This is a genomic window from Blautia sp. MSJ-19 (assembly GCF_018918125.1).
In the GTDB taxonomy this organism is placed as follows: Bacteria; Bacillota; Clostridia; order Lachnospirales; family Lachnospiraceae; genus Blautia_A.
Genome location: NZ_JAHLQA010000002.1, coordinates 1 through 24,055 on the forward strand (window position 1 = coordinate 1; position 24,055 = coordinate 24,055).

Sequence of the window (24,055 nt, forward strand, 5' to 3'; positions counted from 1 at the left end):
AGCCATTTGTGAATCCTCCTTGGTAATTTTGTTTGTGGTGAACTTATTATACCTAAAGGGAGAGCATTTGGCTCTATTTATTTTTAATATTCAATTTACACCATTATACGGGCATAACCTGTTATATTAAGATACTGGCATCGATATATACATCTGACGTGTTTTCCGATGCCAGATATGTTTGTTATATTAAGATATTGGCATCGATATGAACACCTGACCTGTTTTTAGATGCAGAAAGATAATATAAATGTTATTAGTTGCTTCATTTGCAGTAATTAATTGTGAACAGTAATTATTAATCAAATTGGTCTTACCAAAAAATAAAATCACCCATTGACAAACGGAAAACGTGTGGATATAATGAACTACAGAATAAATGAAAAACACGTTGACGAGAAGAGTAAACTGTGGAAGGCTCCAGAGAGGAATACATTTGCTGAGAGTATTTCAGCGGGAAGCAGTCGAAGACCATCTCCGAGTGGCCCTAATCCGGTCCGGTGATTCCGTTATCATCTTATAAGAGTGGCTGAAGCTGCCGTATGACAGTTACAGCAAGCAGGGTGGAACCGCGAGTATTGTATAATATGATCATATTCGTCCCTTACAGTGCAGAGATGTATTGTAAGGGACTTTTTTTGATACCAGGTAGGATTGTGAGAGTGCATAGCACGGAGCAATCCGTAGGTATCATGATGTTATAGGTGGAGGCTTTAGCCTCCAGCGTCCTTACTCGTCCCTGTGGAAAACTTACAAAATTTTTATTCAAACACAAAAGGAGTTCAAAACTATGATCATCACACTGAAAGACGGATCCCAAAAAGAATATTCCGAAGCAAAATCCGTAATTGACATCGCTTATGACATCAGCGAAGGACTGGCACGCGCCGCATGTGCAGGAGAAGTAAACGGAGAGGTTGTAGACCTTCGTACAGTTCTTGACAGCGACTGCGAACTGAACATTCTGACAGCTAAGGACGAGAAAGGACTTGCTGTTCTTCGTCATACAGCTTCCCACGTACTTGCACAGGCAGTACAGAACTTATACCCGGAAGCAAAAGTTGCCATCGGACCTTCTATTGATACAGGATTTTATTATGATTTCGATCACGAGCCGTTCTCCCGTGAGGACCTCGATGCGATCGAAAAAGAAATGAAGAAGATCATCAAAAAAGGCGCAAAGATTGAACGGTTCACCAAATCCAGAGAAGATGCAATTGCATACTTCAAAGAGAAAAACGAGCCTTACAAAGTAGAACTGATCGAAGACCTTCCGGAAGATGCAGAAATCTCCTTCTATTCACAGGGCGACTGGACAGATCTCTGTGCAGGACCGCACCTGATGAGCGTAAAACCTGTCAAAGCATTCAAACTTCTCTCTTCTTCCAGCGCATACTGGAGAGGCAGTGAGAAGAACGCCATGCTGACACGTATCTACGGAACAGCATATGCTACAAAGGACGAGCTCAAAGAACATCTGGAGCAGATGGAAGAAGCCAAGAAACGTGACCACAACAAACTTGGCCGTGAGATGAAGATTTTCACAACTGTAGATGTGATCGGACAGGGACTTCCGCTGATCATGCCAAATGGTGTCATCATGATGCAGGAACTGCAGAGATGGATCGAGGATGAGGAGACAAAACGTGGTTACGTAAGAACCAAGACTCCTCTGATGGCAAAGAGCGACCTCTACAAGATCTCCGGACACTGGGATCATTACAAAGACGGTATGTTCGTTCTCGGCGATGAAGAGAAGGACAAAGAAGTATATGCACTTCGTCCGATGACATGCCCGTTCCAGTACTATGTATACAAAGCAGAACAGCACAGCTACCGTGACCTGCCGATCCGTCTCGGCGAGACATCCACACTGTTCCGTAACGAGGATTCCGGTGAGATGCACGGCCTGACACGAGTTCGTCAGTTTACAATTTCTGAAGGACATCTGATCGTAAGACCAGACCAGATGGTAAAAGAATTCAAAGACTGTATCGCACTTGCACAGTACTGCCTGCAGGTTCTCGGTGTTGAGGAAGATGTAACCTACCATCTGTCCAAATGGGATCCTACAAACAAAGAGAAATACATCGGTGATCCGGAAGTATGGGAAGAGACAGAAGGACATATCCGTCAGATGCTCGAAGAACTGAACATTCCGTTCACAGAGGATGTCGGAGAAGCTGCTTTCTACGGACCAAAAGTCGACATCAATGCAAAGAACGTATACGGCAAAGAAGATACCATGATCACAATTCAGTGGGATGCTCTTCTGGCAGAACAGTTCGATATGTACTACATCGATGAAAACGGCGAGAAGAAACGTCCGTACATCATCCACCGTACATCCATGGGATGCTATGAGAGAACACTTGCATGGCTGATTGAGAAATATGCCGGTATGTTCCCGACATGGCTGTGCCCGGAACAGGTTCGTGTGATTCCGATCTCCGAGAAATTCAACGCTTATGCTGACAAAGTAGAAGCACAGATGAAAGAAGAAGGAATCCGCTGCTCCGTTGACAGACGTTCTGAGAAGATGGGATACAAGATCCGTGAAGCACGTCTTGAAAGAGTTCCATACATGCTCGTTGTTGGTGCCAAAGAAGAGGAAGAGGGCAAAGTTTCCGTAAGAAGCCGTTACCTTGGCGATGAAGGAATGAAAGACCTCGGAGATTTCATGAGTGCGATCAAAGAAGAAATCAAGAACAAAACGATCCGCAAGATCGAAGTTCAGGAAGAGAAAAAATAATAAATAACCAATGTTTTATCGAAAGAGAGGATGCGAAGTCCTCTCTTTCTTTTTGTTTTTTTACGAAAATTTCATTATAATGCAAAAACGTTTCTATTCTGTCGAAGGGGCACGAGAAGTTCTGGAGATACGACACCCTGTTTTGACAAAATCTGCATCCCCTGTCACCTATAATGAGTTCACTTACCAAAGTGAAAGGATGATTACTGTTTGCAGGAAGTACTTTGTACCAGAGCGAACGGTAGAAGCTTTAGAGGCGGCAGGGGGCTTTTTTATGTATCAGGAAGTATACATAGATGCTGTATTTGCTGCAAATCTTCTGATGGATTATATTCTGCTGAGACTTGCAGGAATCATACTTCAGTATCAGGGGAGCAGACGCAGATGTCTGGCAGCGGCGGCAGCAGGAGCTGTTTTTTCCAGTCTGAGTCTTTATGCACCAATGGAAATGCCGGTGGTTTCGGCAGGTATACAGGCAATCTGTGCAGCGGGAATGCTGTGGATCGCATATCGGATTCACGGCTGGCGACAGCTTACAGGAGCAGTTGCACTTTTTTATGGGATGACATTTCTGACAGGAGGTTTCTGGACTGCACTATGCCGAAGAGGAAACATGACGCTCCTGGTTTTTATTCTGTGTGCGGCAGGTACGTATGTGTTCCTGAGTCTTGTGATCTTTCTGGCAGAACGAACAAAACGATCCCGTGAACATCTGTATCCCGTTTTACTGAAATATCAGGGAAAAGAATACACGACTTATGGGCTGTATGATACTGGAAATCTGTTGGTGGATTCTGTGACAGAAACACCTGTTTCTGTGGTGGATTCAGAAGTCCTGAAAAATCTGCTTCCAGAAGAGCTGGCAGAAAAACTGAGATACCTGCAGGAGAAACCAGAGGAGCTGAAAAGTACAGAGATTGCTGATCTGAAACCGCATTATTTGTCCTTCCGGACCGTAGGACGGGAAATGCAGATGTTTCTGACAGTGACCATAGAGGATCTTTGTATTCAGACTCCGGGAGAGCGGATTCACATATCCGAACCGGTGCTTGCTGTGTCATCAGAACCTTTTGCTTTTGGAAAGGAATACAAAGTGATATTGAATTCCAGATTATTGCATTAGGAGGGGCAGGATATGAGCAGATCGGCAGCAGAGGTGGACTATCGTCCGTTTCAGGTTTTTCAGAAATTAGTTCTTTCAAGATCGAGAGAACTTTATTATATTGGAGGAAGTGACGTGCTTCCGGCACCATTGGAGCCAAAGAGGGAAGCATATGTGATAAGCAAACTGAAAACAGACCAGGAACAGGAGGCAAGATCTCTGCTGATCGAACATAATCTCAGGCTGGTGGTCTATATTGCACGGAAATTTGATAACACAGGAGTCGGGGTGGAGGATCTGATCTCAATTGGGACGATTGGACTGATCAAGGCGATCAATACATTTAATCCGGTGAAAAATATCAAGCTTGCCACGTATGCGTCAAGATGTATTGAAAATGAGATCCTGATGTATCTTCGGCGTAACAGTAAGACCAGAATGGAGGTTTCTATTGATGAACCGCTGAATGTAGACTGGGATGGAAATGAGCTTCTTCTGTCAGATATTCTCGGAACAGATGAAGATGTGATCTCCAGAAGGCTGGAGGATGAAGTGGAAATCACACTTCTTGCAAAGGCAATCAGTAAACTGTCGCCAAGAGAGCAGACCATCATCCGACTGAGGTTCGGATTGAATAATGCGGATGGTAAAGAAAAAACACAGAAAGAAGTGGCGGATCTTCTGGGAATCTCACAGTCCTATATTTCACGACTTGAAAAAAGGATAATGAAACGTTTAAAAAAGGAAATTGTAAAGTATGAGTAGGTGGTAGAAAAACATCTCTTTGCATATACATAGAGGGAATATACGAAGAGGTGTTCTTTATGAAACTGAAAAAATACAGAATAGAGATGATCATGGCCTGTCTGCTGTTGGTGTGCTTTTACCTTCTGTCCAGACAGGCTGCTGTTGTTTCTGTCCAGATGACAACAGATCAGGAAAAAGGGAAAAACAGTGAAGGGCAGGTGCAGGAAAATGCAGGGCGAAAACTGATTCTTGTGGATCCGGGACATGGAGAAAGTGACCCGGGGATGATTGGTGTTGGCGGTCTTGAAGAAAAAGGGATCAATCTTTCAATATCACTTTTGTTAAAAGAAAATCTTGAGAGGCGTGGGTACTCTGTGGTGATGACCAGAGATACAGACAAAGGGCTTTATGATGCTTCTTCAAACAATAAGAAAGCACAGGATATGCAGAGACGTGTGGCTCTGATCAGCGAGAAATCTCCACTTTTGTCTGTAAGCATCCATCAGAACAGCTATCAGGATCCGGCAGTGCATGGACCACAGGTGTTTTATTATGAAAGTTCGTCAGAAGGGAAAAAACTGGCGGAGGCGATTCAGGGGAGTCTGAATGAAAAACTGGAAGTGGATCGTCAGAGAGAGATTAAAGGAAATACCAGTTACTATCTTTTAAAAAGAAGTCAGGGAACACTTGTGATCGTAGAATGTGGATTTCTTACAAATCCAGATGAAGCGGCAAAACTTCAGACGGAGTCTTATCAGAAAAAAGTTGCGGATGCAATCGCGGATGGGGTAGATCATTATCTGGAGATACAATAATGCAGAAAAAAGTGTAAATATTGTGAAAAGTTCTGAAATACCGGAAGTTTGTTTGCCATAAGAAAGTTCCTTTGTTATACTGTCTCTGTATGAGCAGAAAATTATTCATACAGAGAGTTTGTAGTGAGGTAGTAAAATGGCAGGTGTGATTTATCTGATACTGAGTCTGCTGACTGGAAAGGAACTGGCAGAGATTTTGTTATTTGCAGGAAAATCCGGTTCAGATGTAAACAGCGGAACAGAAAAAAACGTTACATATAATACTATATGGATTCTGCTGGCGGCAGCATTTGGTATGGGAACACTGGTATTTGGCTGGGGAACCTATATGATTTCCTGGGCGGCCAGTGAACTGGGGGCATCGAAACCTCTGATCTGGGGAGATGCAGCAGTGATGTTGGCGGCAGTTGTAATACTGGGGATGATATATCGAAGACGCTATCATGCAAATAGAACAGTGCTGACATCGGCGGATCGAAAGCTGATTGCGGATAAAAACTTTTTTCATAAAGAGCTGATACTGGCAGGTATTCTGCTTGTGTTCAGTACGGTGATGATGTTTTATGTGTTTTTCATAAAAGACGGAGTACTGTACAGCGGTTTTACTGTCTATGGAGATTATGCACCACATACTGCGATGATGCGCTCATTTTCGCGACAGAATAATTTCCCTACACAGTATCCTCATTTTGGAGGTCAGGATGTAAAATATCATTTCATGTTTCAGTTTTTTGTGGGAAATCTGGAATTTCTGGGAATCCGTATGGATATTGCCTATAATACAGTAAGTGTCCTGGCACTTGCAGGTTTTTTGATGCTTCTGTACTGCATTGCCAGACGCTTGACCGGAAGTCTGGCAACCGGCGTTATGACGGTCGTATTGTTCTTTTTCCGCAGTTCCCTTTCTTTTTTCCGCTTTGTTGCAGAACATTTACTTGCAGGGAATCTGTGGGAGACACTGAAAACAAATACGACATTTATTGGGTATACTACAAATGAAAACTGGGGACTCTGGAATTTCAATGTTTATCTGAATCAGAGACATCTGGCATTTGGACTTCTGATCGTGGCACTGGTATTATGGATATTTCTGGACTGGCTGGATGCAGGTTGTGCAGACACGGCAACCGGTGGAAAATGGTTCCTCAATCGCTTTTTTACAAAAAGAGCCTGGATCTGCAGATGTCCGGAAAATGCGCTTATGGCAGGAATGTTTCTGGGGCTGACATCCTTCTGGAATGGGGCGGCAGTCATTGGCGGTTTGCTGATTCTTATGGGCTTTGCTGTTTTTTCAGATGGTAAACTGGATTATCTCATTCTTGCGGTTACGACAGTTGTATTTTCGGTGCTTCAGACCAAAATCTTTATCTGGGGAAATGCGGTGAGTCCTTCTTTTTATTGGGGATTTCTTGCGGAGAGAAAGACGCTGGTCGGAGTACTCTGGTATCTGTTGCAGATGAGCGGAATCTTTTTTATCGGTGCGGGAGTTCTGCTGTATTTCATAAAAGAAAGAAAACAGAGGGCAGCGTTGATAAGCTTTCTGTTTCCGACAGTATTTGCGTTCTGTGCATCTCTGACTCCGGACATTGCGGTGAATCATAAATATATCATGATCTCATATGCATTTCTGGCAATGTTCTGGGCATGGGCAGCTGTGAGCATGTTTCGCGGGAAAATGTGGCAGAGGATTCTGGCTGTGTTGCTCGTGTTTTGTCTGACCGTTACAGGAGTGTATGATTTTGTGGTCATTTTGAGAAACAACGGGGAAGGACACCGGGTAACAGTAAATATGGAAAGTGAACTGACAGACTGGCTGTCAGAAAATCTGACACATGACGATCTGATCCTGACTCCGGAATACAGCATCAATGAGGTGACGATGTCAGGTGTGATGATGTATATGGGATGGCCATATTATGCATGGTCAGCCGGATATGATACATATTACAGGGCGGAGCAGGCAAAGACCATCTACAGTACGGAGGATGCAGAGGAGCTTCGCAGACTGGTCAGACAGGAGAAGATTACCTATATCCTGTTTGAAGAGGGCATGGAGTATGAGCAGGAGTACTGCAGGGAAGAGACAATAGCCGGTACGTACAGGCTGGTGTATGAAACAGAAGATGGGAGAATAAGGATTTATGAAACCTGATAAGATAATAAAAAGTGCAGGAAAAGCGGTTCCGGCAGTGCTGCTGGTTGCATTGTCTGCTTTTCTTCTGCAGGGAGATGTATGGACATTTTGGACCTGGTATCTGCTGGCACTGGTATTGGGTGTGGCAGCTATGCCGCTGACGGGAAGGCTGTTTCGGAAATTTGATGATAAAGGCTGGATTTTTTCCAAAGTAACTGCAATTGCAGTCACTGGCTTTCTCACCTGGTTTCTGGTGGCTGTAAAGCTTCTGAAATTCACGATGGTTACCTGTGTGGCAGTGACGGTCATCTGTGCAGCACTTTCAGTGTTGCTTGGATGCAGGGAACAGAAAGATGGATTTGAATGTATTCCGTTTGATCATCTGCAGCTGGTATATGCAGAGGAAATCCTGTTTTTTGCATTCTTTCTGCTGTGGACTTACTGTGCAGGATTTCATCCGGCGGCATATGGAACTGAAAAATTTATGGATTATGGTTTTATGGAAGCGATGATGCGCAGTAAAACACTTCCGGCGACAGATCTGTGGTACTCACAGGGTAAGATCAACTACTATTATGGTGGACAGTATTTTGCAGTATTTCTGACAAAACTGTCCGGTACGAAGGTAGAACTCACGTATAATCTGATGCGCACATTTGTTGCAGGACTGGCATTTGCCATGCCATTTTCGCTGGTATATCAGATGGTCAGAGACTGTCTTGGCAGAAATGTGAGCGGATGGAAGAAAAAATTACCGGCAGTAACCGGATTTCTTGCCGGCATTGCGGTTTCCATTGCAGGAAATATGCATTATGTGGTTTACGGACAGATCATTCCTCTTATCCAGAAGCTGAAAGGGGAAGAGGTCAGCAGTTACTGGTTTCCGGATGCCACTCGTTATATAGGATTTAATCCTGATGTAGATGACAAGACGATTCATGAATTCCCGTGTTATTCCTTTGTGCTGGGAGATTTGCACGCACATGTTGTGGATATCATGTTTGTCCTGCTTTTACTGGGACTTCTTTATGCGTGGATAAAAAAAGTCAGAATGCTCAATCTGACTCTGGAGAATACAGACAGAAAAGAATTCTGGAAAAAGCAGCTCCTGATGCCGCAGCTTCTGGCGGCGGCGGCACTTCTGGGAATGTTCCACTGGACGAATTACTGGGATTTTGTAATCTATTTTGTTGTGACCGGTGGCGTAGTTCTGTTTATGAATATCATTGGACAAAAAGGCAGGGCAAAATGGGTTTTAGCGGTGACTGCGGCACAGGCGGCAGAGATTTTGATTCTGGCAACGGTGATCATCCTGCCATTTACTCTGCAGTTTGATACCAGCAATATGGTGCAGGGCGTAGCATTGGCACAGCATCATTCACTGCCACATCAGCTTCTGGTGTTGTGGGGACTTCCGGCAATTCTGACGATTTTGTTTATTGTGTCTCTGCTTGTGGAAAAATTGAGAGGAGCAGAGAAAAAATCTTCGTATCGTCTGCTGGCATCCATGAAACTTCCAGATCTTTTTGCCGTGGTCATGGGGCTTTGTGCAATTGGGCTGGTACTGATTCCGGAGCTGGTGTATGTACGCGATATTTATGAAAATGGGAATGCACGCGCCAATACAATGTTCAAACTGACATATCAGGCATATATCATGTTTGGGATGACGATGATCTATGCGATTTTCCGGTTGCTGATCATAGGCAAAAACAAACTTCTCAAAGTACTGGCAGTGATCGGACTGTTTTTCTTTGTATGGACATGCGGTTATTTTGGAAACAGTGCGCATTCCTGGTTTGGAGAAATCTGGAAACCGTCTCAGTATAAAGGTCTGAATGCAACGGCATTTCTGGAATCAGATTTTCCGGAGGATGTGAAGGGAATACACTGGCTCAAGGAAAACATTCAGGATGCACCGGTGGTTCTGGAGGCGAACGGGGACAGTTATTCAGAATATGAGCGTGTTTCTGCCATGACAGGGCTTCCGACGATCATGGGCTGGTATGTCCATGAGTGGTTGTGGAGGGGAGATGTGGCGGATCTGAATGATAAGATTGCAGACATTGAAAATATCTATACTTCCACAGACGAAACACATGTAAAAGAATTATTGCAGGAATACGATGTTTCCTATATTTTTGTCGGTTCCTGTGAAAGAAATAAATACGGAGAGTCTCTGAATAATGAATTACTGCGAAGCCTGGGTGAAGTGGTGTTCCAGGATACAGAATATCAGACGTATATCGTAAAAGTAAAATAAATGAAATGTGAATCAGAGATGCGGAAGGAAACGTCTCAGAGGAAATGAATGTCCGGCTTGTATAATCTTTGAAATTAGACTATAATGAAGGTCTGTAAGCGAAAATATACAAAATGGGCACAGGTCATTATGATCTGGTATAACAGTAACGATAAATGAGAGGACAGACAAATTATGAGAGCGAAAGTTGTGGCAATGACCGGTGAACAACTGGATATGGATGCCATAAAAGAAGCAGGAGACATTCTGAAATCTGGTGGACTGGTTGCTTTTCCTACAGAAACAGTATATGGACTTGGCGGGAATGCACTGGATCCGCAGGCTTCCATGAAGATTTATGCAGCAAAAGGACGTCCATCAGATAATCCGCTGATCGTGCACATTGCAAAGACAGAGGATCTGGCAAAGATTACAACAGAGATTCCGGAAGGGGCAAAGATCCTGGCTGCGAAATACTGGCCGGGTCCATTGACGATGATCCTTCCAAAATCGGATATCGTGCCCAGAGAGACAACCGGAGGGCTGGACAGTGTGGCAGTGCGTTTTCCGAGTGACCGGATCGCACAGGAACTGATTCGTGCTGCGGGTGGATTTGTGGCAGCACCAAGCGCCAATACTTCAGGCAGGCCAAGTCCTACAATGGCAGAGCATGTAGAAGAAGATCTTGGAGATGCTATTGAAATGATCATTGATGGCGGTCAGGTAGGGATCGGACTGGAATCGACGATCGTAGATTTTACAGAAGAAGTACCGGTAATTTTGCGACCGGGTTATATTTCACTGGAAATGCTGCAGGAAACCCTGGGTGATGTACGGATGGACAAGGGACTTCTGATCACGGACAGCAGTGTCCGGCCAAAAGCACCTGGTATGAAATATCGTCACTATGCGCCAAAGGCAGATCTTTCTATTGTAGAAGGGAAAGAAGACGAAGTAGTTGCATGCATTAATCGCCTGACAGAAAAAGCAGTTGCAAAGGGTCTCAAAGTTGGCATCATTGCAACGGATGAGACGAAAGAACGTTATGCACATGCAGATGTCTTAAGTATCGGAAGCAGGGAAGAGGAAGAAACGATTGCACATCATCTGTATGAAGTTTTGAGAGATTTCGATGATGACAGAGTGGATCTGATCTATTCTGAGGCGTTTTATACACCAAAGATGGGACAGGCTATTATGAACCGCCTTTTAAAGGCGGCAGGACATAAAATCATAAATGCACAGGAGGAAGAAGAATGATAGCATTAGGATGTGACCATGGCGGTTATGAACTGAAACAGGAGATCATCAAATATCTGGAGGAAAATCATATCGAGTACAAAGACTTTGGATGTGACAGCATGGATTCCACAGATTATCCGATCTATGCCAAGAGAGTTGCAATTGCCATTCAGAACGGGGATTGTGAAAAGGGAATCCTTATCTGCGGAACAGGCATCGGAATTTCTATTACTGCAAATAAATTCAAAGGAATCCGTGCAGCACTCTGCTCAGACTGTTTCAGCGCAGAAGCAACCAGACTGCATAATAATGCAAATATTCTGGCAATGGGTGGCAGAGTTGTAGGTCCGGGACTGGCAGTTAAGATCGTGGATACTTTCCTGAATACGCCATTTTCAGAGGAAGAACGCCATATTCGCAGAATCAAACAGATTGAAGAAGATACTGACATCACAGATGCGTATCCTGAAATCTGAGACAACTGTGTCAATGAACGGATATAACGACTGATTTTATTACCGGTCTCCTGAAGTTTACAGGAGGCCGGTATTTGCACAAGGGAGGATTTTACAGTGGCAGTACATATTAAGAAGAGAGAAGGATATATTTCCTGGGATGAGTATTTCATGGGGGTCGCCATGCTTTCAGGGATGCGTTCCAAAGATCCGAATTCACAGGTGGGAGCCTGCATTGTCAGCAATGACAACAAAATTCTTTCTATGGGATATAACGGATTTCCAAAGGGCTGTTCTGATGACGAATTTCCGTGGGCACGGGAAGGAGATCCGCTGGATACCAAATATCTGTATGTTACACATAGTGAACTGAATGCGATTCTGAATTATCGTGGCGGAAGTCTGGAAGGCGCGAAGCTTTATGTGTCACTGTTTCCATGCAATGAATGTGCCAAGGCGATCATTCAGGCAGGAATAAAAACAATTGTTTATGATTGTGACAAATACGAACACACTCCGTCTGTCATAGCTTCCAAAAGAATGCTGGATGCAGCTGGAGTAAGGTATTATAAGTACAATCGTTCTGGCAAGGAAATCCGGCTGTCTGTTTAAAATATGATCGAAGAGCAGGCTGATATGGTATGAAACAATCTACAGGCAGCAGAGTTGGGGCTTGACACCTGAGCAGATTTTATTTAAAATGAAGAAAGTCCGGAGAATTTGAAAGAATATCCGGCTGAACATGAATAAGAATGACAGCGATGAAGAGAATAGTACATGAGGAGCAATCTCAGAGAGGAATCTGTATGGTGTGAGGATTCTGTGCGCGAATCGTGGAACCGGCCTCTGAGCTCCGTGCAACTGAAGCATGGCGTGTTTCCTGCGTTAAAGGATTTAGAGAGAACAGTTCTTTTGGGAACTGTTAATTAGGGTGGTACCGCCGAAGTCCTTCGGTCCCTTTACCGGGATCAGAAGGGCTTTTTTTGTTGTCTTTCCGGACCCGGCGCAGATCATATCAAAAAGGAGAAAAGAACTATGGCAAAAAAATTAGTAGAAGCCATCACTTCCATGGAGGAAGATTTTGCACAGTGGTATACAGACGTTGTAAAAAAAGCAGAACTGTGCGGCTACACAAGTGTTAAAGGATGCATGGCAATCAAACCGGCAGGTTATGCGATCTGGGAGAATATCCAGCATGAACTTGACCGCAGATTCAAAGAAACAGGTGTACAGAATGTATATATGCCGATGTTCATTCCGGAATCTCTTCTTCAGAAAGAGAAAGACCATGTAGAAGGTTTTGCACCGGAAGTAGCATGGGTAACACACGGTGGACTGAATGAACTTCAGGAGCGTCTCTGCGTACGTCCGACTTCAGAGACTCTGTTCTGCGATTTTTATCAGAAAGACATTCAGTCTCACAGGGATCTGCCGAAGGTATACAACCAGTGGTGTTCTGTAGTGCGTTGGGAAAAAACAACCCGTCCGTTCCTTCGTTCCAGAGAGTTTTTATGGCAGGAGGGACATACTGCTCATGCAACAGCAGAGGAAGCAGAAGAGAGAACTATTCAGATGCTGAACCTGTATGCAGATTTCTGTGAAGAAGTTCTTGCTATTCCGGTTATCAAAGGTCAGAAAACAGATAAAGAGAAATTTGCAGGTGCAGTAGCTACTTATACGATCGAGTCCCTGATGCATGACGGAAAAGCTCTTCAGTCCGGTACAAGCCACAACTTCGGTGACGGTTTTGCAAAAGCATTTGGAATTCAGTATACAGACAAGGATAACACACTGAAATACGTACATCAGACTTCCTGGGGTATGACAACACGTATGATCGGTGCGATCATCATGGTTCATGGTGATAACAGTGGACTTGTTCTGCCGCCGAGAATCGCTCCGACGCAGGCTGTTATCATTCCGATCCAGCAGCGCAAAGAGGGTGTTCTTGAAAAAGCAGACGAACTGTTTGCAGCACTCAAAGCAGCCGGCATCCGCGTGAAAGTAGATGACACAGACAGAAGCCCGGGATTCAAATTCGCAGAGCAGGAAATGAGAGGTATTCCGGTTCGTATCGAATGTGGACCGAAGGATATCGAGAACGGACAGGCTGTGATCTGCCGTCGTGATACAAGAGAAAAATATGTAGTTTCCTTTGATGAGCTTGCTTCCAAAGTGCAGGAAGTTCTTGAGCTTATGCAGAAAGAAATGCTGGAACGTGCACGTGCACATCGTGACGCTCATACTTATGTTGCAACAAACTATGAAGAATTCAAGGATACCATCAACAACAAACCTGGTTTTGTAAAGGCAATGTGGTGCGGAAACCGCGAATGCGAAGACAAGATCAAAGAAGATGTTCAGGCAACATCCAGATGTATGCCATTTGAGCAGGAACACTTAAGCGATGTCTGCGTATGCTGCGGAAAACCGGCGAAGAAGATGGTTTACTGGGGAAGAGCATACTAATATGAAATTAACGATTCCTTCCAATGCGGAAAAAATACTGCACATTTTAGAGGAAAACGGTTATGAAGCCTATGTTGTTGGGGGCTGTGTCCGGGATTCGATCCTGAGGCGCTGCCCGAATGACTGGGATATTACCACATCTGCATCTCCGGAGCAGGTAAAGGAACTGTTTCAGCGTACGGTAGACACCGGACTGCAGCATGGGACAGTGACTGTGCTGATGGACAAAGAAGGGTATGAGGTAACGACTTACCGTGTGGATGGTGCTTATGAAGATGGCAGGCATCCCAAACAGGTGACTTTTACATCAAGCCTGGAAGAAGATCTGAAACGTCGTGATTTTACGATCAATGCCATGGCATATCATCCGGAAAGAGGTCTGGTGGATCTCTTTCACGGAATGGACGATATGCAGGCAAAAATCATTCGATGTGTAGGTGACCCGATGGAGCGCTTTCATGAAGATGCACTTCGTATCCTCAGAGCAGTACGATTTTCCGCACAGTTGGGATTTACCATTGAGCAAGAGACAAAAGCGGGGATTCATGAGCTGGCACCGAATCTGAAATGCGTCAGCGCAGAACGGATCCAGACAGAAGTCGTGAAACTGCTTGTTTCACCGCATCCGGACTATATGAGAGTGGCTTATGAGACAGGAATCACGAAAGAATTTCTTCCGGAATTTGATGTCTGTATGAAAACAGAACAAAATACCCCGCATCATTGTTATACGGTAGGAGAGCACATTCTGCACAGTCTTGAGCTGGTACGCGCGGACAAGGTCCTTCGATTGACAATGCTGCTCCATGACATTGCAAAACCGGTGATGCGAAAGACCGATGAAAATGGTCGGGACCATTTCAAGATGCATGCACCGGAGGGCGAAAAGATGGCAAAGAGTATTCTGCGTCGTCTGAAATTTGATAATGATACGATCGGAAAGGTTTCCAGACTGATCAGATATCATGATGATCGCCCTCTGCCGGAAATGCGGTCGGTGAGACGTGCCGTGAACCGAATCGGCGAAGATCTGTTCCCACTGTATCTGGAGGTGCAGCGTGCAGATATGCTTGCACAGAGTGAATATCGCCGGGAAGAGAAAACCGCACGCTTAGAGGGTGTGACAGAGTGCTATCACAAGGTGATTGAGGAGAAACAGTGTGTATCGTTAAAGACACTTGCTGTGACAGGACGGGATCTGATCCAGGCTGGATATAAGCCGGGCCCGGAACTGGGGGAGATCCTGAAGGAGCTGCTTGAGCATGTGCTCGAAGAACCAGATGATAACACAAAAGACAAATTAATGGAATTTATAAAAAATAAAGAAAAGCATTAGAAGTATATAGACCGTACATTTGTATGGTCTTTCTTTGATTTTCCTCCCTTCCGTAAAGGATAAATACCTACATTGATTTACAACAGAATCTACAATCCTCCCTGACATTTTCTGGATTCCCCATACATATGTATAGAAGGTATAAAACCAAGAGGGGGATTTTCATTTGTATGATTACGGACTCAGTACCCTGGAGCAGTATGGACTCACCGCCGAATCCACAGCACGTACACGTGGCGCACTTCTTTGCCACACTCAAAAAGGACTGGTTATCATCCGCGAATTCAAAGGAAGTGAAAAAAAACTCCAGAAACAGCAGGAACTTCTTCAGCAGATTCAGCAGCAGGGCGGAAAAACAGACTGCTATCTTGAAAATCTGGAAGAAAATCTTGTAAGTCGTGATCAGGACGGGATTCCATATACTGTCCAGTACTGGTATGAAGGAAGAGAATGCGATACCAGGTCCAGAGAAGATATTTTCAGGAGTATTCGTGCCCTTGCAGAATTACACCAGAAAATGCATATGCCTGTAATTGAGTTTTATATAGAACCATCTCTGCTGAATGAATATCAGAGGCATAATCAGGAACTCAAAAAAATCCGAAGCTTTATCCGAAAAAGAGGTCCATCGTGTCCGTTTGAAAAACTTTACCTTGCAACAGTAGAAGAATATCTGAAGGATGGAGAACAGACGGCATGCATCTTAAAAGAATCTGCTTATGACAGTCTGAGGCAGACGGCAATGGAGCAGGGCTGTGTCTGTCATGGGGAATATAACCAGCACAATGTTCTGATGCTCAAAAACGGAACTGCCGTGACTAATTTTGAACACTGGGGATTTGATATCCAGATGGCAGATCTGTATCGCTTTATGAGAAAAATTCTTGAAAAATATAACTGGGACATCCGCCTCGGCAGGGAAATGCTGCGAGTCTATCATCAGACAAAAGCAATTTCAACAGATGAATGGCAGAATCTGAAACTTCGTTTCTGCTATCCGGAAAAATACTGGAAACTGGCAAACTACTACTATACACACCGGAAAACCTGGATTTCCGCCAAAAACACCGAAAAATTACAGAACCTCATTCGCCAGAGAGATGCCTGGAAAAATTTTCAGGAACAGGGTTTGGGAACTTTTCCTTTCTGAAAAATATAGAAACCATGAATTCTGCATTTTCCTCGGAACACAGAGGTTTGTACTTCCTTTTTTGAGTAAACAGGTGTATAATGAGAAATCATATATGGCAGTCACAGGACTGTCGGAAATACAATGTACAGGGAGGTAATTTAGTATGGATTACAAAGAGGTTTATGAGCAGTGGATTGCAAACCCATACTTCGATGAAGCAACAAAAGAGGAATTAAAAAATATCGCAGATGATGAAAATGAAATAAAAGAACGTTTCTATATGGATCTGGAATTTGGTACAGCCGGACTTCGAGGAATTATCGGAGCAGGTACCAACCGCATGAATATCTATGTGGTAAGAAGAGCCACCCAGGGTCTTGCAAACTATATTGCAAAAGTTGACAAAAAATCCCAGGGTGTTGCAATCGCATATGATTCCCGCCATATGTCCCCGGAATTTGCACAGGAAGCCGCACTTTGCCTGGCAGCAAATGGAATCAAAGCCTATATCTTTGAGTCTTTAAGACCTACACCGGAACTTTCTTTTGCAGTACGTCATCTTGGATGTGTTGCAGGTATTAACGTAACTGCCAGCCATAATCCACCGGAATACAACGGATATAAGGTATACTGGGAAGACGGCGCACAGATCACACCACCACATGACAGTGGAATCATGGGTGAAGTAAAAGCCATTTCTGACTGGAATACAGTGAAGACCATGGACAAGGCAGAGGCAGAAAAAGCAGGTCTGTTTGAGGTGATCGGCAAAGAAGTGGATGATGCGTACATGGCAGAACTCAAAAAACAGGTTATCCATATGGATGCGATCCAGGCAGAAGGAAAGAACCTCAAGATCGTTTATACACCACTTCATGGAACAGGAAATATCCCGGCAAGAAGAATTCTCAAAGAACTTGGATTTGAGAATGTATATGTAGTAAAAGAGCAGGAACTCCCGGATGGAGATTTCCCGACTGTAAGCTATCCGAACCCGGAAGCAGCAGAAGCATTTGAGCTTGGTCTCAAACTTGCAAAAGAAGTTGATGCAGATCTTGTTCTTGCAACAGACCCGGATGCAGACCGCCTCGGTGTGCGTGTCAAAGACAAGAATGGAGAATATCATGATCTGACCGGAAATATGTCAGGATGCCTGCTTGCAAATTATGAGATCAGCCAGCGCAAGGCTGTAAACGGAAGCCTTCCGGAGGATGGTGCTCTGATCAAGACGATCGTTACCACCAATCTGGCAGATGCAATCGCAAAAGGTTATGGTGTAAAACTCATCGAAGTTCTTACAGGATTCAAATTTATCGGACAGCAGATCCTTGGATTTGAAAACAGTGGAAAAGGATCTTATCTCTTCGGATTTGAGGAAAGCTATGGCTGTCTGATCGGTACATATGCGAGAGACAAAGATGCTATCGTAGCAACTATGGCACTCTGTGAGGCTGCTGCATATTACAAGACACAGGGTAAGACTCTGTGGGATGCAATGATCGAGATGTACGAGCAGTTCGGATATTACAAAGATGATATCAAAGCAGTAACTATGAAAGGCATCGAGGGACTTCAGAAGATTCAGGAGATCATGAATTCTCTGCGTCAGAACCCACCGGCAGAATTTGCAGGACACAAGGTTGTTGCGGTAAGAGACTACAAAGCAGATACGATCAAAGACCTTGCTACAGGAGAAGTTACACCGACAGGACTTCCGAATTCCAATGTTCTTTACTATGATCTGACTGATGATGCATGGGTATGTGTTCGTCCGTCCGGTACAGAACCAAAAGTAAAATTCTATTATGGTGTAAAGGGCACATCTCTGGAAGATGCAGATGAAAAATCCGCAGTAATGGGTAAGGCCGTTCTGGATATGGTTGACTCCATGATGTAATGTGATATATGCAGACCTTTGATGAATTTATGGGAGTTGTCAGGCTGATACGTGAACAGTGCCCGTGGGACAGCGTGCAGACGCATGAAAGTCTCAAGAAATACCTGGTAGAAGAAACCAGGGAGGTTCTGGAGGGAATTGACCGGCTCACAGAAAAGCAGGACAGTGCAAACCTGTGTGAAGAATTAGGAGATGTGCTGTTTCAGATCGCATTGCACAGTGTGATCGCGGAACAGGAAGGCCTGTTTAATATACAGGATGTGATCGAGGGCATTTCAGAAAAAATGAAATTTCGCCATCCAAAGATCTTTGCACCACAGGATAAAAGCCTGTCAGAGCTTAGCTGGGAAGAGCTGAAACAGAAAGAACGAGCACTGCAGGAAGAGAAGGTCTGATGAGACTGCAGCAGGACTTCGAAATAACGCGAAAAGCCTTGACAATTTGACACAAAAGGTTTATATATAATAGACAGCGTGCATATGCCAAGGAAGCATTACGCAATAAATAAGAATGAGGTTATTTAGAGGAGGAACACCATGAATAAAACAGAATTAGTAGCAGCAATGGCGAAAGAAACAAACCTTTCTAAAAAAGATGTAGAGGCTGTATTAAAATCTTTCACTGATGTTGTAGCATCCGAATTAAAAAAAGGTGGAAAAATCCAGTTAGTTGGTTTTGGTACATTTGAAGTAAGCGAAAGAGCAGCCAGAGAAGGAAGAAATCCTCAGACTGGTGAAACAATGAAAATCGCAGCTTCCAAGGCACCGAAATTCAAAGCAGGAAAAGCTCTGAAAGATATGGTAAACGAATAATATATTGGACGTAATTTTCGGGGGAACGGAAGTTCCCCCGTTTGTTGTTTCAGGAGGTAAATATGAGACTTGATAAGTATCTGAAGATTTCAAGACTGATCAAAAGACGAACAGTGGCAAATGAGGCCTGCGATGCGGGACGTGTACTGGTAAATGACCGTCCGGCAAAAGCATCTGCACAGGTAAAAGCAGGAGACACGATCGAGATCCAGTTCGGAAGCAAAAATGTAAAAGTGGAAGTTCTGGAAGTCAAAGACACTGTGCGCAAAGAGGATGCAGAGAATCTGTTCCGTTATATTTAAGAAAACGGAGCATAAGAATGTCTATCCCGGGTGATTTCTACATAGATTAAGAGTAAGTCAGAATTCAGGAGAGCGGACGTGGAAGACAAAAAAGCACTCCAGTCACACAGCCTGTTTCTGGATGACCGCAGATATGGAAAACTGACGGGGATCCAGGATATACATTCTTTTAATGAAAATGAGATTCTGTTACTGTCCGAAGCAGGAAAGATTCTGCTGAAGGGGGAACAACTGCATGTGAAGAGTCTGAACCTTGAAAAAGGGGAGGCTGAGATTGAAGGCAGAGTGAATCACATTTCGTATCTGACCAGAACCGCAGGAAAAAAGAATGATCCACTGATGAAAAGGCTGTTTCGTTAAGATGAGCACTTATATGAGAAATGAATCGCTCCTTTTTCTGCGGGCAATTGTGATGGGAATCTGGCTGCTGGTCAGTTACAGAGGGGTCCGGTTTCTGTACAGAGCGGTAGTTTCTGATAAACGAAAAAATGGCAGAATCCTTGATCTGTTATACTGGGTAGTTGCGGGTGGTGTCGTATTTTCCGAAATATACAGATATAATTCCGGACAATTAAGGATCTTTATGTTACCAGGTGCTGTTTTTGGTGCTTTTTTTTCAAATTATTTGTTAAACAGGTTGCTATTTCTTATAAAAAGATGTAAACTTTTACCACGTAAACCTACGAGGAAGCGTTTTAAGTCTTTTAAAAGGAGCAGACGGTTTGAAACAGTCAAAAAAAAGAAATAACAAAAAGAAAATAGCGAATAACTACCTGGGAATGGCGGCAATTGCTATCGTTGTTCTGCTTCTGCTGGGCGAACTGACTTTTCAGAGTCAGAGCCTGAAGTCACGTATTGCGGTTTATGATGCCAAAGCAGAGGCATTGCAGCAATCCATAGAGGAGGAACAGGACCGGACGACGGAGATTGATGAGCAGAAAGACTATATGCAGACGGATGAGTATATAGCGGAAGTCGCCAGAGATAAGCTTGGACTTGTCAAGAGCAATGAGATTGTATTTGAGGAAGAAAAATAAAGGAGATTTTGTCGAAAAGTTTTTTGATGTGTATCCCTTTATTTGACAGATATTTTTGGAAAACCCTCTTATAATAGTTTCCTAGTGAAAGTATTAGGGGAGGGGAACATATGCAGGAATGGATAATTGCCATGCTCGTGATCAGTGTACTTCTGATATTACGGGACATGGCAAAAACTATTTTGACGGGGAGAATGTCAAAAAAAGAGGAAGAATTTCCTTTGTGTGAAGACCATCCCCAAAAAGAAAAAGTAGAAAAATATGCGGCTGCTTTTCAGAAACTGGCAGATACTTTTTATGGAATGCCTTATAAAAAAGAATATCTCAGCAGTGGTCAGATCACGCATATACTCAGTGAAACAAATGACCAGGTCTGCAGTGGCTGTTATCATAGGGAAATCTGCTGGGGAAAACAGGCGGATACCCTGTGCAGGGGCGGAGAAGCTATGATTCGGGCACTGGAAGAAGGCAATGAAGAAGAAACAGAGGCACTGCGGATACAGTGGGCCGGAATCTGTGGAAAGTCTCTGCAATATCTGGAGATAATGCGGGAACAGTTCAAAAAAGAAAAACAAAATCTGATCTGGACAAACCGTATGATCGAGAGCAGACTGGCGGTGGCGCAGCAGCTGACAGAGATTTCGGGGATCATGGGAATGGTTGCAAAGGATCTGTATGATATTTCACCGGCAGAGCCGGAATTTCAGGAAGAATTGCGAAAGCGGCTGAAAAGAAAACATGTTGTTCTGAAACATGCCTGGGCGATGGACAAAGTAGAAGGAAGACGACAGGTGTTTTTGAATCTGCGGGCGAGAAGCGGACAGTGTGTGTCAGTGACGGAGATTTCGCAGATTTTGTCGGAAATCTTTGAATGTACGATGACTTCTGCACAGGGAAGCCGCTGTATCATAAACGGAGAATTTCATACAGTTCATTTTGTCGAAGATGTCAGCTATCAGATGCTGTATGGTGTTTCGAGACTGACAAGAGAAGAAGAAAAAGTATCCGGAGATAATTATATCTGCCGTCAGGAGGAAGGCGGGAAGTTTGTTATGTGCCTGTCTGATGGTATGGGATCAGGGATGGATGCGTGCAGAGAAAGTGAAATTGTTGTAGAGCTTCTGGAACAGTTCCTGGAATCCGGATTTTCTCAGGAGACGGCGGCACGTATGGTGAATTCAGCACTTGTGTTAAAAGGAAGGGAAGAGATGTTTTCTACAGTGGATATCTGTGCGATAGATTTATATACAGGTATCTGCGAATTCCTTAAGGCAGGTGCAGCAGCAACATTTATTAAGCGAGATCACTGGGTGGAGGCCATAGCATCCGAGAGTCTTGCCGCAGGCCTGGTACAGAGGATCGACTTTGATACAGCTTCCCGTAAGCTTTATCATGGAGACTATCTCATTATGATGACGGATGGCGTGCTGGATGCGCTTCCGGCAGAGCGTGAAGAAGAGACGATGAAAGAAATTATTATGGATATTCAGGATGAGGCGCCCAGAGAGGTGAGCCGGGGAATCCTTGAACGGGTACTGGGATACAGCGACTACCGGGCACGGGATGATATGACAGTGCTGGTTGCGAATGTGGTACGAAAATAAAGATACAGGAGAGTTCCGATGCAGAAAAGCATATTACAAAAGACAGAAGAATATATCCGTGAAACAGAGATGCTGCAGTCCTGTTCACTGGTGATCGCCGGTGTTTCAGGTGGACCTGATTCCATGGCAATGCTGGATATACTGAACCGACTCAGTGAGACCATGCAGTTTATGGTCCGGGTAGTGCATGTGAATCACGGAATCCGGGGTGAGGAGGCATTGCGGGATCAGGAAACGGTTCAACGATTTTGCACGGCATTGGGGATTACATGTAGCGTTTATACGTATGATGTACCAAAACTGGCTGCTCAGTGGAAAACAGGCACAGAAGAAACAGGCAGGATTCTGCGCAGGAGAGCGTTTGAAGAGGAAAAAAGAAAAACGGCTGTTCCGAGGGAAAGGATCCGGATCGCACTGGCACATAATAAAAACGATCTGGCAGAAACCATGCTTCATCATCTTGCAAGAGGCTCCGGACTCAGAGGTCTTTCTTCCCTGAAACCGGTCAATGGAGAATGGATTCGCCCGGTTTTGTGTTTAGAACGCTGTGAAATTGTCGATTATGTAAAGGAGAAAGGAATCCCCTGTGTGACAGACAGCAGCAATCTGGAAGATACGTATACGAGAAACAGGATTCGCAGACATATCCTGCCGCTTCTGGAAAAAGAAGTAAATGAAAAAACAGTAACACATATGGCAGAAGCTGCCAGAATCTTTGATCAGGCAGAGGCATATTTTACAGAACTGGCAAAGCGTGAGGCGGAGAATTACTCTGTGGAAGAAAAAAAATATACATTGGATTCTGCATTTTTTGAAAAAAAGGAGATTTTGCAGGATTATGTGATCCGAGAGATCCTGGAGCAAACCGGCGGACATCAGAAAGACCTGACCGGGAACCATATCCGCCAGATTCGGGAATTGCACCATTGCCAGGTTGGAAAGAGGATTCAGCTTCCTTATGGGATGGAAGCGCGGCGGTGCTATGAAGGCGTACAGATCAGCCTGGGTGAGAGGGAAAAATGCAGAGATGGCCGCGCAACAGAGGAAGATACGGTCTTACTGGATATGACAGGGGAAACAGCATGGAAAAATAAAAAATTTCATGTGCGAATTTTTTCTTATACAGGCGAGAAGATTTTAGAAAAAAAGTATACGAAATGGTTTGATTGTGATAAAATAAAGTGCGAACTGTCTGTCCGCACACGCAGAAGCGGTGATTACATGGTGATAGACCAGGCGGGCAGCCACAAAAAACTTAGACGCTGTATGATCGACGACAAGATACCGGCAGAGCTGCGGGAGACTATACCACTGGTCGCGGCAGGAGACGAGATCCTGTGGATCGTAGGCGGAAGAATCAATGAGCGTTACAAAATCACTTCCTGGACAGGAAGGGTATTGGAGATCACATACCAAGGAGGAAACGTACAATGAGTGAAAAAATCAAAGTTTTACTGAGTGAAGAGGAAGTAGACGCGAGAATCAAAAAGATCGCAGCACAGATCAGCAAAGATTATGCAGGAAAAGAAATCCATCTGATCTGCGTCCTGAAGGGTGGCGTATTCTTTACCTGTGAACTGGCAAAAAGAATCACAGTTCCGGTATCCCTGGACTTTATGTCTGTATCCAGTTATGGAGATGACACAAAATCAAGCGGAGTTGTAAAGATCGTCAAAGACCTGGATCAGCCACTCATCGGTAAGGATGTTCTGATCGTAGAGGATATTATTGACTCCGGAAGAACACTCAGCTATCTGATCGAAATCCTGAAAGGAAGAAATCCGAACAGTATCCGACTTTGTACTTTGCTGGACAAACCGGAACGCAGAGTTAAAGATGTAAAGGTAGATTACTGCTGCTTTAATATTCCGGATGAATTTGTTGTCGGATATGGTCTGGACTATGCACAGAAATACAGAAACCTTCCATTTATCGGGGTAGTGGAATTAAACGAGGATTGAAAGGAGAATTTGGCAG

Annotated in this window: 22 protein-coding genes and 1 other annotated feature; all 22 genes read left to right on the forward strand. The window is 44.1% G+C overall.

The window, feature by feature from the left end; genetic code table 11:
- Positions 1-790 precede the first annotated feature (790 nt).
- On the forward strand, positions 791-2,752 hold the full coding sequence (gene thrS / locus KQI91_RS00150; RefSeq protein WP_216390865.1) for a threonine--tRNA ligase: 1,962 nt from the start codon (positions 791-793) through the stop codon (positions 2,750-2,752).
- A 274-nt stretch (positions 2,753-3,026) separates the two neighbouring features.
- A complete protein-coding gene (locus KQI91_RS00155) occupies positions 3,027-3,875 on the forward strand; it encodes a sigma-E processing peptidase SpoIIGA (RefSeq protein ID WP_216390866.1) in 849 nt (282 codons plus the stop codon).
- Between the two features lie 12 nt (positions 3,876-3,887).
- Positions 3,888-4,619 carry an RNA polymerase sporulation sigma factor SigE gene (sigE, locus tag KQI91_RS00160; protein ID WP_216390867.1) on the forward strand — a complete coding sequence of 244 codons (732 nt, stop codon included), beginning with the start codon at positions 3,888-3,890 and terminating at the stop codon, positions 4,617-4,619.
- Between the two features lie 59 nt (positions 4,620-4,678).
- Positions 4,679-5,416, forward strand: a complete 738-nt coding sequence (locus KQI91_RS00165; protein WP_253288288.1) for an N-acetylmuramoyl-L-alanine amidase — start codon at positions 4,679-4,681, stop codon at positions 5,414-5,416.
- A gap of 136 nt (positions 5,417-5,552) precedes the next feature.
- A complete protein-coding gene (locus tag KQI91_RS00170; protein WP_216390868.1) occupies positions 5,553-7,568 on the forward strand; it encodes a hypothetical protein in 2,016 nt (671 codons plus the stop codon).
- Entirely contained in the window at positions 7,558-9,813 is a 2,256-nt protein-coding gene (locus KQI91_RS00175) for a DUF2298 domain-containing protein (protein WP_216390869.1), read from the forward strand. Before KQI91_RS00170 ends, KQI91_RS00175 begins: the two co-directional genes overlap by 11 nt.
- A 174-nt stretch (positions 9,814-9,987) precedes the next feature.
- On the forward strand, positions 9,988-11,052 hold the full coding sequence (locus tag KQI91_RS00180) for an L-threonylcarbamoyladenylate synthase (protein WP_216390870.1): 1,065 nt from the start codon (positions 9,988-9,990) through the stop codon (positions 11,050-11,052).
- The gene (gene rpiB / locus KQI91_RS00185; RefSeq protein WP_216390871.1) at positions 11,049-11,510 is read left to right on the forward strand and encodes a ribose 5-phosphate isomerase B; all 462 of its coding nucleotides are present in this window, start codon (positions 11,049-11,051) and stop codon (positions 11,508-11,510) included. The genes KQI91_RS00180 and rpiB overlap by 4 nt, the downstream gene beginning before the upstream one ends.
- A 96-nt stretch (positions 11,511-11,606) precedes the next feature.
- A complete protein-coding gene (locus KQI91_RS00190; protein ID WP_216390872.1) occupies positions 11,607-12,101 on the forward strand; it encodes a deoxycytidylate deaminase in 495 nt (164 codons plus the stop codon).
- Between the two features lie 140 nt (positions 12,102-12,241).
- Positions 12,242-12,451, forward strand: a binding site (T-box leader).
- 73 nt (positions 12,452-12,524) lie between these two features.
- Complete coding sequence (gene proS / locus KQI91_RS00195) at positions 12,525-13,958, forward strand: proline--tRNA ligase (RefSeq protein ID WP_216390873.1); 1,434 nt, start codon at positions 12,525-12,527, stop codon at positions 13,956-13,958.
- A gap of 1 nt (position 13,959) precedes the next feature.
- A complete protein-coding gene (locus tag KQI91_RS00200) occupies positions 13,960-15,294 on the forward strand; it encodes a CCA tRNA nucleotidyltransferase (protein WP_216390874.1) in 1,335 nt (444 codons plus the stop codon).
- A gap of 166 nt (positions 15,295-15,460) precedes the next feature.
- Positions 15,461-16,444, forward strand: a complete 984-nt coding sequence (locus KQI91_RS00205; protein ID WP_216390875.1) for a phosphotransferase — start codon at positions 15,461-15,463, stop codon at positions 16,442-16,444.
- Positions 16,445-16,589: 145 nt separating this feature from the next.
- Positions 16,590-18,323, forward strand: a complete 1,734-nt coding sequence (locus KQI91_RS00210; RefSeq protein WP_216390876.1) for a phospho-sugar mutase — start codon at positions 16,590-16,592, stop codon at positions 18,321-18,323.
- Between the two features lie 8 nt (positions 18,324-18,331).
- Positions 18,332-18,718 (forward strand): MazG nucleotide pyrophosphohydrolase domain-containing protein, encoded by a 387-nt coding sequence (locus KQI91_RS00215; RefSeq protein ID WP_216390877.1) that lies wholly within the window; start codon positions 18,332-18,334, stop codon positions 18,716-18,718.
- Between the two features lie 141 nt (positions 18,719-18,859).
- Positions 18,860-19,135, forward strand: a complete 276-nt coding sequence (locus KQI91_RS00220; RefSeq protein ID WP_005428681.1) for an HU family DNA-binding protein — start codon at positions 18,860-18,862, stop codon at positions 19,133-19,135.
- Positions 19,136-19,197: 62 nt separating this feature from the next.
- Positions 19,198-19,437, forward strand: a complete 240-nt coding sequence (locus KQI91_RS00225) for an RNA-binding S4 domain-containing protein (protein ID WP_216390878.1) — start codon at positions 19,198-19,200, stop codon at positions 19,435-19,437.
- 78 nt (positions 19,438-19,515) lie between these two features.
- Entirely contained in the window at positions 19,516-19,797 is a 282-nt protein-coding gene (gene yabP, locus KQI91_RS00230; RefSeq protein WP_216390879.1) for a sporulation protein YabP, read from the forward strand.
- Positions 19,798-19,810: 13 nt separating this feature from the next.
- The gene (yabQ, locus tag KQI91_RS16440; protein ID WP_216390880.1) at positions 19,811-20,185 is read left to right on the forward strand and encodes a spore cortex biosynthesis protein YabQ; all 375 of its coding nucleotides are present in this window, start codon (positions 19,811-19,813) and stop codon (positions 20,183-20,185) included.
- On the forward strand, positions 20,160-20,474 hold the full coding sequence (locus KQI91_RS00240; RefSeq protein WP_253288289.1) for an FtsB family cell division protein: 315 nt from the start codon (positions 20,160-20,162) through the stop codon (positions 20,472-20,474). Before yabQ ends, KQI91_RS00240 begins: the two co-directional genes overlap by 26 nt.
- Positions 20,475-20,584: 110 nt before the next feature.
- Positions 20,585-22,078, forward strand: coding sequence for a SpoIIE family protein phosphatase (locus KQI91_RS00245; RefSeq protein ID WP_216390881.1), 1,494 nt, complete (start codon positions 20,585-20,587; stop codon positions 22,076-22,078).
- 18 nt (positions 22,079-22,096) lie between these two features.
- A complete protein-coding gene (tilS, locus tag KQI91_RS00250) occupies positions 22,097-23,512 on the forward strand; it encodes a tRNA lysidine(34) synthetase TilS (protein WP_216390882.1) in 1,416 nt (471 codons plus the stop codon).
- On the forward strand, positions 23,509-24,039 hold the full coding sequence (gene hpt, locus KQI91_RS00255; RefSeq protein WP_216390883.1) for a hypoxanthine phosphoribosyltransferase: 531 nt from the start codon (positions 23,509-23,511) through the stop codon (positions 24,037-24,039). Before tilS ends, hpt begins: the two co-directional genes overlap by 4 nt.
- Positions 24,040-24,055: the final 16 nt, after the last annotated feature.

Coding starts and splice junctions, on each gene's coding strand:
- thrS (WP_216390865.1), top strand. CDS start 791: ATGATCATCACACTGAAAGACGGATCCCAAAAAGAATATTCCGAAGCA.
- KQI91_RS00155 (WP_216390866.1), top strand. CDS start 3,027: ATGTATCAGGAAGTATACATAGATGCTGTATTTGCTGCAAATCTTCTG.
- sigE (WP_216390867.1), top strand. CDS start 3,888: ATGAGCAGATCGGCAGCAGAGGTGGACTATCGTCCGTTTCAGGTTTTT.
- KQI91_RS00165 (WP_253288288.1), top strand. CDS start 4,679: ATGAAACTGAAAAAATACAGAATAGAGATGATCATGGCCTGTCTGCTG.
- KQI91_RS00170 (WP_216390868.1), top strand. CDS start 5,553: ATGGCAGGTGTGATTTATCTGATACTGAGTCTGCTGACTGGAAAGGAA.
- KQI91_RS00175 (WP_216390869.1), top strand. CDS start 7,558: ATGAAACCTGATAAGATAATAAAAAGTGCAGGAAAAGCGGTTCCGGCA.
- KQI91_RS00180 (WP_216390870.1), top strand. CDS start 9,988: ATGAGAGCGAAAGTTGTGGCAATGACCGGTGAACAACTGGATATGGAT.
- rpiB (WP_216390871.1), top strand. CDS start 11,049: ATGATAGCATTAGGATGTGACCATGGCGGTTATGAACTGAAACAGGAG.
- proS (WP_216390873.1), top strand. CDS start 12,525: ATGGCAAAAAAATTAGTAGAAGCCATCACTTCCATGGAGGAAGATTTT.
- KQI91_RS00200 (WP_216390874.1), top strand. CDS start 13,960: ATGAAATTAACGATTCCTTCCAATGCGGAAAAAATACTGCACATTTTA.
- KQI91_RS00210 (WP_216390876.1), top strand. CDS start 16,590: ATGGATTACAAAGAGGTTTATGAGCAGTGGATTGCAAACCCATACTTC.
- KQI91_RS00215 (WP_216390877.1), top strand. CDS start 18,332: ATGCAGACCTTTGATGAATTTATGGGAGTTGTCAGGCTGATACGTGAA.
- KQI91_RS00220 (WP_005428681.1), top strand. CDS start 18,860: ATGAATAAAACAGAATTAGTAGCAGCAATGGCGAAAGAAACAAACCTT.
- KQI91_RS00225 (WP_216390878.1), top strand. CDS start 19,198: ATGAGACTTGATAAGTATCTGAAGATTTCAAGACTGATCAAAAGACGA.
- yabQ (WP_216390880.1), top strand. CDS start 19,811: ATGAGAAATGAATCGCTCCTTTTTCTGCGGGCAATTGTGATGGGAATC.
- KQI91_RS00245 (WP_216390881.1), top strand. CDS start 20,585: ATGCAGGAATGGATAATTGCCATGCTCGTGATCAGTGTACTTCTGATA.
- tilS (WP_216390882.1), top strand. CDS start 22,097: ATGCAGAAAAGCATATTACAAAAGACAGAAGAATATATCCGTGAAACA.
- hpt (WP_216390883.1), top strand. CDS start 23,509: ATGAGTGAAAAAATCAAAGTTTTACTGAGTGAAGAGGAAGTAGACGCG.